At 71.5% G+C, this 8,170-nt stretch carries 6 protein-coding genes; 4 read left to right on the top strand and 2 right to left on the bottom strand.

What is annotated here, in order from left to right; genetic code table 11:
* The first annotated feature begins 305 nt into the window (after nt 1-305).
* The 3 genes from AC51EU_RS06265 (at nt 306) to AC51EU_RS06255 (ending at nt 3,636) form a co-directional block, all read left to right on the top strand.
* Nucleotides 306-1,172 carry a helix-turn-helix domain-containing protein gene (locus AC51EU_RS06265; protein WP_496265651.1) on the top strand — a complete coding sequence of 289 codons (867 nt, stop codon included), beginning with the start codon at nt 306-308 and terminating at the stop codon, nt 1,170-1,172.
* 279 nt (nt 1,173-1,451) lie between these two features.
* On the top strand, nt 1,452-1,661 hold the full coding sequence (locus tag AC51EU_RS06260) for a DUF397 domain-containing protein (RefSeq protein ID WP_496265650.1): 210 nt from the start codon (nt 1,452-1,454) through the stop codon (nt 1,659-1,661).
* A 487-nt stretch (nt 1,662-2,148) separates the two neighbouring features.
* Nucleotides 2,149-3,636: a sodium:solute symporter family protein gene (locus AC51EU_RS06255; protein WP_496265649.1), complete on the top strand. Its 1,488-nt coding sequence runs from the start codon at nt 2,149-2,151 to the stop codon at nt 3,634-3,636.
* A gap of 49 nt (nt 3,637-3,685) precedes the next feature.
* Here AC51EU_RS06255 and AC51EU_RS06250 read toward each other — a convergent pair whose 3' ends face one another.
* On the bottom strand, nt 3,686-4,807 hold the full coding sequence (locus AC51EU_RS06250; RefSeq protein WP_496265648.1) for an ADP-ribosylglycohydrolase family protein: 1,122 nt from the start codon (nt 4,805-4,807) through the stop codon (nt 3,686-3,688).
* A 208-nt stretch (nt 4,808-5,015) separates the two neighbouring features.
* Between AC51EU_RS06250 and AC51EU_RS06245 the strand changes: the two genes are divergently transcribed.
* Nucleotides 5,016-5,297, top strand: coding sequence for a hypothetical protein (locus AC51EU_RS06245; protein WP_496265647.1), 282 nt, complete (start codon nt 5,016-5,018; stop codon nt 5,295-5,297).
* A 36-nt stretch (nt 5,298-5,333) separates the two neighbouring features.
* Here the strand turns inward: AC51EU_RS06245 and AC51EU_RS06240 are convergent, their stop codons facing one another.
* Nucleotides 5,334-8,009 carry a bifunctional FO biosynthesis protein CofGH gene (locus tag AC51EU_RS06240; protein WP_496265646.1) on the bottom strand — a complete coding sequence of 892 codons (2,676 nt, stop codon included), beginning with the start codon at nt 8,007-8,009 and terminating at the stop codon, nt 5,334-5,336.
* Between the last annotated feature and the right edge of the window lie 161 nt (nt 8,010-8,170).

Here is an 8,170-nt window from a genome sequence, read left to right as displayed (position 1 = left end):
GCGGAGCCCGGCGGGGTGCCCGTGCAGTCACGGCACGGGCACGGCAGCATGGCCCGCGTCGGCGCACGCTGACCGGGCGCGTACGCCGGCGTACGACGTATACGCGCCACCCACTCCCACTGCTCCACCGGGAGCCGCACCACGCGCGGTGGCGGTCCGGCCGCTCCGGACGGCGGACGGACCGCCACCGCGCGCACATGGCCGCTCGCCTTCTGTGTCCATTTCACTGCGCGGCGTGGCCCGGTGGTGGCACTCTGCTGGCAGGAACTACAGCAGTGCAGTACGGAGCCGGAGGTGCACGTCCCGTGGCGTCCAACGTCAACCCCACCGTCAGGCGACGCCGGTTGGGCCAGGAGCTGCGCAGGCTCCGCGAGCTCAAGGGCATGACGGCGGAAGAGGTGGCCGAGCGGCTGCTGGTCTCGCAGTCGAAGATCAGCCGGCTGGAGAACGGCCGCAGGAGCATCAGCCAGCGCGATGTCCGCGATCTGTGCGGGGTCTACGAGGTCGAGGACCGCCGGATAGTGGAATCGTTGATGCAGATGGCCAAGGACTCGCGCCAGCAGGGCTGGTGGCACGCCTTCGGCGACATCCCGTACAGCGTGTACATCGGTCTGGAGACCGAGGCGGCGTCGCTGCGGGTCTATGAGTCGCTGCTGGTTCCGGGGCTGCTCCAGACGCCCGGCTACGCCGAGGCGGTCATTCCGGGCACGGTTCCCGAGCTGGCGCGCGAGCAGCTGGACAAGCGCATCCAGGTGCGGATGCGGCGTCAGGACCGGGTGAACGATCCCGAGCGTCCGTTGCGGTTGTGGGCGGTGCTGGACGAGAGCGCGCTGCGGCGGGTCGTGGGCAGCCATCTGATCATGCGGGAGCAGTTGGACCATCTCGTCGAGGTGAGCCGGCTGCCGCATGTGACGGTTCAGGTGCTGCCGTACGACACGGGCGCCCATGCCGGGATGTCGGGCACGTTCTCCATTCTCGAATTCGATGACGCCGCCGATTCGAGCGTGGTCTATATCGAAGGCGTCACCAGCGATCTGTATCTGGAGAAGACCAACGATGTGCACAAGTACACGATCATGTACGAGCATCTGCGGGCCCAGGCGCTGAACGCCGATCAGAGCCGGGAGTTCATCGCGGATGCCGCCAAGCGCCACGCGGACGCGCTGCGCTGAGACGCCGGACGGTCCCCGCCGTCCGGCGTCGCCGTTCGACGGGGACCAGGTCAGGGCGCGGGCGAGGGAGGGCCGCAGACCGGTCGGGGAGGGTGCCACACACCCCTTTTCCATGATCGCGAAAAGAAGTTCCGCACCGTACACCGGGCCCGCCCCCACTGAAAAGCGATCACGGAATACGCCATTCCAACGGGTGAACTCGGCCTGCTGTCGCAGTTGTTCGGCGCGTAGCGTCAGCAACACCGAATCCGCGGCAACTCGAAGTGAGTCGGAGAGAACATGGTTGAGCAGCCCAATTCCGCATTCTCCTGGAAGAAGTCCTCGTACTCCGGGGGCAACGGCGCCTGTGTCGAGATCGCGGTTCCGGCCGCGGCGGACGTCGCGGTACGTGACTCCAAGGACCCGAACGGTCCGCGTCTCACGTTCGGCGGCTCCGCCTGGAGCACCTTCGTCTCGGACGTCGCCGACGGCGGCTACGACCTGGCCTGAGCGGTCGTCCGCCCGGTCACCGGACCGTCCGGGCGCCCCGACCGCGGCGGCACCACCGCTGCCGCCCCCGCGGAGATCCGCGACCCCGAGCCCTCTCGACCGGACCACCGTCCGCGGCGAGGGGGCTCGCCCCTTTCCCCGGGCCGGCGCCGGGCCGCCCTCCGTACTCCCCGGCCGTCGAACGGGACGGCCGGTCCCCTCCGGCGAAGTGTCCGCTCATCGTGGGTGCGGCCGGGGGCGCGGAACAATGCGCCGCCGGGTCAAGAGACGGCAAATTCGTTCGCTTTGCTGATTCTCGTTCATATCCGTGACCGGCAGCGCCCTTGACCGTGCCGCGCGACGGACGGTTCAATCCCCCAAGTCCCCGTATCCGTACGGGGATACCGCCCCATCGGACGTCACGGCGAAGTGGTGACCACGGAAGCGGCTGTTCATCCGCGCGGACACCGGCGGAGGAACGGCCGGCAGGCGGACCCCTGGAGGGGGCATGAACAGTCTCGACTGGACCGTGCTCATCGGCTACTTCGGCGTGATGATCGCGATAGGTGTGTGGTCGCACCGGCGCGTGGACGATGTCGGCGACTTCTTCACCGCGGGCGGCCGGATGCCCTGGTGGCTGTCCGGTATCTCGCACCACATGTCCGGATACAGCGCGGTGATGTTCACCGGGTACGCCGGTATCGCCTACCAGTACGGCATCACCTCATACGTGACCTGGGCGTTCCCCATCGCGATCGGGGTCGCGGCGGGCGGGCGGCTGTTCGCGCCACGGCTGAACCGGCTGCGGTCGGCCCTCGGTGTCGCCTCCCCGCTGGAGTACCTCAAGGACCGCTACAACCTCCCGACACAGCAGGCCCTGGCGTGGTCCGGCGTTCTGCTGAAGATCGTGGACGTGGGCTCCAAATGGGCCGCGATCGCCACCCTGCTGTCCGTCTTCACCGGGATGTCCCTCAACCAGGGCATCCTCATCACCGGCGTGATCACCGGCGTCTACTGCACGGTCGGCGGGCTGTGGGCGGACGCGCTGACCGAGCTGGGGCAGTTCGTCATCCAGCTGCTGGCCGGTGTGGCGATGCTGGTCACCGTGCTGGGCGAACTCGGCGGCCTCCCCGCGCTGTGGACCGTGTGGGACGAGCTGCCCGTCTCCCACACCCGGCCGACCGTCGGCCCGTACACCGTGACGTTCCTGCTCGCCTATCTCTTCATCAAGACCTTCGAGTACAGCGGCGGCATGTGGAACCAGGCGCAGCGCTACATGGCGACCCGTGACGGGCGGGAGGCACGACGTTCGGCGCGGCTGTCGGCGGTGCTGTGGCTGGTGTGGCCCGTGGTGCTGTTCTTCCCCATGTGGGCCGCGCCACTGCTGGTCACTCCGCACAAGCCGGACGCCTCGGACTCCTACGCCCTGCTGACCGAACATCTGCTGCCGCACGGACTGCTCGGGCTGGTCGTCGTCGGCTTCTTCTCCCACACGATGGCGATGTGCTCCTCGGACGCCAATGCCATCGCCGCCGTCTTCACCCGCGACATCGCGCCCGCGCTGCCGGGGGCGGGCGCCCGGGTCCGCGCCTGGTCGCACCGGGCCGGGCTGCTGGCGGCGCGGCTGTCGACGATGGCGTTCCTGGCGCTGTCCATGGCCGTGGCGACGCAGGTCGACTCCCCGGCGTTCAAGGACATCATCACCGTCGTGATCAAGTGGGTGGCGGGGCTGGTAGGGCCGATCTCCGTACCGTTCCTGCTCGGGATGGTGGGGAGGTTCCGGCGGTGCGGGCCGACGGCGGCGCTGGGGTCGTGGGCGGCCGGGCTGTTCGCCTTCTGGCTGACCAACTTCGGTCTGGACTCGGTGGCGTTGCAGTTCCAGATCGCCGCGCCGGTCGCCACCTCGCTGGTGCTGTTCGCCGTCCTCGGGGCGCTGCGCCCGGAGGACACGCCGGAGCGGGACGCGCTGCTGGAGCGGCTGGGGCGGGAGGGGTGACGGACGGCGGGCCCGTCGGGCGGCGGGCCGCGTTGTGTGCCCGGCCCGGTCAGGCCCTCGGGTAGCGGGCGAGCCAGCCCGGGGCGGAGGCGGCCGGGCTGTGCAGGGCGGGGCCCTGGGTCATCTCCAGGGCGAAGTCGTCGGAGAGCTGGAGGATGGTGTCGCGTCCCTCCAGTTCCACCAGCCACACCGGGGGCAGGGCGGTCTCGCCGTGCAGGGCGCCCAGGAGGTTGCCGCAGATCGAACCGGTCGAGTCGCTGTCGCCGCCGTGGTTGACGGCCAGCAGCAGGCCGTGCCGTACGTCCTCGGCGACCAGGGCGCAGTACACGCCGATGGCCAGGGCCTCCTCGGCCGTCCAGCCCTCCCCCAGCGACTCGACCCGGGCGGCCGTCGGCATGCCCTGCCGTACGGCGCCCAGCGCCCGCTTGAGGGCTTCGGTGGTCTCCTCGTGGTCGGGGCGGGTCGCCAGATGGGCCAGGGACTTCTGGACGGCGGTGTCGAGGTCCTCGCCGCGGGCCAGCGCGTGGACGATCACGGCGAAGGCGCCGGCCGCCAGGTAGCCGGTGGGGTGGCCGTGCGTCTGGGCCGCGCATTCGGCGGCGAGTTGGAAGACGAGCTGCGGCTCCCAGCCGACGAGGAGTCCGAACGGCGCGGAGCGCATCACGGCGCCGCAGCCCTTGGAGCCGGGGTTCTTGGGGGCTTCGAGGGTGCCCATGACGGTGTCGCCGAGGCCGCTGAGGCAGGCGCGGCCCGGGGCGCGCCGGGAGTAGAGCCATTCCTCGCGGGCGAGCCAGCCGTCGTCCTCGTTGCGCTCGTCCGGGCCCCAGTCGCGCTGGGTGGCCGCCCAGCGCAGATAGGCGCGGTGGAGGTCGGTGGGCGGGTGCCAGGCGCCGGTGTCACGGCGGACGTGGGCGCGTATCAGGCCGTCGACGGTGAACAAGGTCATCTGGGTGTCGTCGGTGATCGCGCCGCGCCGCCCGTAGGCGGGGACGAGGTCGGTGACACCGTCCTGGCCGTGGGCCGAGCGGATCGTGTCGAGCGAGTCGAATTCGATGCCGGCGCCGAGCGCGTCGCCGATGGCGCCGCCGAGGAGGCAGCCGCGGACCCGGCCGCGGAAGTCCTGTTGTTCGGCCCGGCCCCAGATGACGGAGTTTCCTGCCGCTGCGTTCACTGCGTCCTCCCCGTAGGCCGCGTCATCGGTCCGGGGCCGTCGGCCCCTCTGGCGCAGCACTTTAATCGACCAGCGGCGATCGGCTCCGGGGCCGAAAGGTAATGCGAGCAGACGCACACCGGACCGCTTCTGGTCGTGCGGAGCCCGGGAGGTGTACGGGGGTGTGAGGTGCCTGTGCGCCGCGGTGTGCGGTGGGCATGCTCCTTCCATGTCCGCATACGAATGGGATCGCACGACGATGGCCGTCGTGGCGTCGGCGCTCTCCGACGACGGCGAAGGCGCGGTGGAGCTGCTGCGGCCGCTGCCGCAGCGTGATGTCTGCCATATCGCGGTCCGGCTGGCCGCGATGGCCGCCGACGCCCTGGTCGTCGCGGCGGAGGACTGCGGCGGTGACCGCGAGACGGCGCTGGCGCGGTGGCGCGAGCACATCCTCCGGCACGAGGCGCAGCACGACGGCGGCCCGGAGGGGCGGGCGGCGGACGAACGGTGAGGGGTCCGCGCGCCGCCGCACCGCCGTCCGCCCGCGCTACTCCACCACCGGCAGCAGCTCCGGCAGATGCCCGTCCGAGGCGCGGGCCGCCGCCTGCCGCTCCTCGGGCACGGGGCCGTAGGTCGTCGTCCGGGGGCGGGAGGGGCGGCCGGCGAGGTCGGCGATGGCCTTCAGGTCCTGGATCGAGCGGTAGGAGCCGTAGCCGGAGCCCGCCATCCGGGAGATGGTCTCCTCCATCAGCGTGCCGCCCAGGTCGTTGGCCCCGGAGCGCAGCATCTCGGCGGCGCCCTCCGTGCCGAGTTTGACCCAGCTGGTCTGGATGTTGGTGATGTGCGGGTGGAGCAGGAGGCGGGCCATGGCCGTCACGGCGCGGTTGTCGCGGGTGGTGGGGCCGGGCCGGGCGATGCCCGCGAGGTAGACGGGGGCGTTGGTGTGGATGAAGGGGAGGGTGACGAACTCGGTGAAGCCCTCGACGTTCTTCTCCTCCGCCGTCCGCTGGATCTCCGCCAGCAGCCGGAGGTGCCCCAGCCAGTGGCGGGGCTGGTCGACATGGCCGTACATCATCGTCGACGAGGAGCGGATGCCCAGCTCATGGGCGGTGGTGATGACCTCGACCCAGGTGGCGGCGGGCAGCTTGCCCTTGGTGAGCACCCACCGGACCTCGTCGTCGAGGATCTCGGCGGCCGTGCCCGGGATGCTGTCCAGGCCCGCCGCCTTCGCCTCGGTGAGCCACTCGCGGACCGACAGTCCCGTCCGTGTCGAGCCGTTGACGACCTCCATGGGCGAGAAGGCGTGGACGTGCATCCCGGGGACGCGTTCCTTGACGGCGCGGGCAATGTCGAAATAGGCCGTACCGGGCAGATCCGGGTGGATGCCGCCCTGCATGCAGACCTCCACCGCGCCCACGTCCCACGCCTGCTGGGCGCGGTCGGCGACCTGGGAGAGGGAGAGGGTGTAGGCGTCGGCGTCGGTACGGCGCTGGGCGAAGGCGCAGAAGCGGCAGCCGGTGTAGCAGACGTTGGTGAAGTTGATGTTCCTGGTGACGATGTAGGTGACATCGTCCCCGACGACGCTGCGGCGTAGATCGTCGGCGACGCGGCAGAGCGCGTCCAGGGCCGGTCCGTCGGCGTGCAGCAGGGCCAGCGCCTGGTCGTCGGTGAGGCCGGTGGGGTCGTCGGCGGCCTGCCGGAGGGCGGCCCGGACGTCCGTGTCGATGCGCTCGGGCGCCATCTGGGGCGCGGCGGCCTCGCGCAGCGCCTCCCAGTCGCCGTAGACGTCGTCGAAGTCGTCGCGGCGGTCGGCGGTGCGGCCCGCGGTGTCGATGGTGCGGTGCAGGTCCGTACGGCCCGAGGAGGCCATCGAGAAGCCCTCGTCGGGCTCCTGCCAGGGGCGGCCCACCACGGGCGCGTCCTCGACGGCCAGCCCGGTCTCGGGGTCGGCGAGGGCGTTGACGTGCGGCAGCAGCCGGGGGTCGAGCCAGGGCTCGCCGCGCCGGACGAACTCGGGGTAGATGGGGAGCCGTTCGCGCAGGGTGAAGCCGCTGGCGGCGGTGCGGGCGGCGAGGTCGTCGATCTGGGGCCAGGGGCGCTCGGGGTTGACGTGGTCGACGGTGAGGGGGGAGACGCCGCCCCAGTCGTCGATGCCGGCGCCGATGAGCATGGCGTACTCGCCGTCGACGAGGTTCGGCGGTGCCTGGATGCGGGTCGAGGGGCCCATGATGTGCCGGGCCACCGCGATCGTCGCGGCCAGCTCCTCCAGTTCGGCGTCCGGCATCCCGCGCATCGCCGTGTCCGGCTTGGCGCGGAAGTTCTGCATGATCAGTTCCTGGATGCCGTGGTAGGCGCGCTGGATCCGGCGGAGCGCGAAGAGGGACTCGGCGCGCTCCTCGTACGTCTCCCCGATGCCGATCAGCAGCCCGGTGGTGAAGGGCACGTTGGAGCGGCCCGCGTCCTCCAGGACGCGCAGCCGGACGGCGGGCTCCTTGTCGGGCGAACCGTGGTGCGGGCCGCCGGGCTCGCTCCACAGCCGCTCCGCCGTGGTCTCCAGCATCATGCCCAGGGACGGGGCGACGGGCTTGAGGCGCTGGAAGTCCGTCCAGGACATCACGCCGGGGTTGAGGTGCGGGAGCAGTCCGGTCTCCTCCAGGACGCGGACGGCCATGGCGCGCAGATAGGAGACGGTGTCGTCGTAGCCGTGCGCCTCCAGCCACTCGCGGGCCTCGGGCCAGCGCTCCTCCGGCTTGTCGCCCAGCGTGAACAGGGCCTCCTTGCAGCCCATCGCCGCGCCCCGGCGGGCGATGTCGAGGACCTCGTCCGGCGACAGGAACATCCCGTGCCCCTCGCGGCGCAGCTTGCCGGGGACGGTGACAAAGGTGCAGTAATGGCACTTGTCGCGGCACAACCGGGTCAGCGGGATGAAGACCCCGCGCGAGTACGTGATGACACCGGGCCGGCCCGCGGCCTCCAGGCCCGCGTCGCGCACCCGGGCGGCGGACGCGCACAGGTCCTTGAGGTCGTCGCCGCGCGCCTGGAGCAGCACGGCGGTCTCGGCGACGTCCAACGCCACTCCGTCACGGGCGCGTTTGAGGGCGCGCCGCATGGCGTTCGCGGTCGGCCGGCCGGCCGGTATCGCTCCGGCCCCGTTCGCCCCGTCGGCCGCTCGGGCGGATGCCTGCTCGGGTCCCTGGCCGGACCCCTGCGCGCTGGAAGTCATCTTTCGAGCATACGAGCGCACACCGACAGCGCGGACGGGGCCGAGCGGTCGGATCTGTGTGCCAGTGATCACGCGGGGAGGAGGGGGCGGGGGCTGGTCGGGGGCGGGTTCCCGGTGTTTCGGGGGGTTCTGACGCCGTGGGGGCTCCGTGGTCACTCCCC

Source organism: Candidatus Streptomyces philanthi, from assembly GCF_059553635.1.
The sequence above is the reverse complement of the archived record's forward strand: the minus strand, read 5'-3'. Positions and strand labels throughout refer to the sequence as shown.

What these genes read in the sequence shown, in the direction of transcription:
- AC51EU_RS06245 (WP_496265647.1), top strand. Translation starts at nt 5,016, where the DNA reads ATGTCCGCATACGAATGGGATCGCACGACGATGGCCGTCGTGGCGTCG.
- AC51EU_RS06260 (WP_496265650.1), top strand. Translation starts at nt 1,452, where the DNA reads ATGGTTGAGCAGCCCAATTCCGCATTCTCCTGGAAGAAGTCCTCGTAC.
- AC51EU_RS06240 (WP_496265646.1), bottom strand. Translation starts at nt 8,009, where the DNA reads ATGACTTCCAGCGCGCAGGGGTCCGGCCAGGGACCCGAGCAGGCATCC.
- AC51EU_RS06255 (WP_496265649.1), top strand. Translation starts at nt 2,149, where the DNA reads ATGAACAGTCTCGACTGGACCGTGCTCATCGGCTACTTCGGCGTGATG.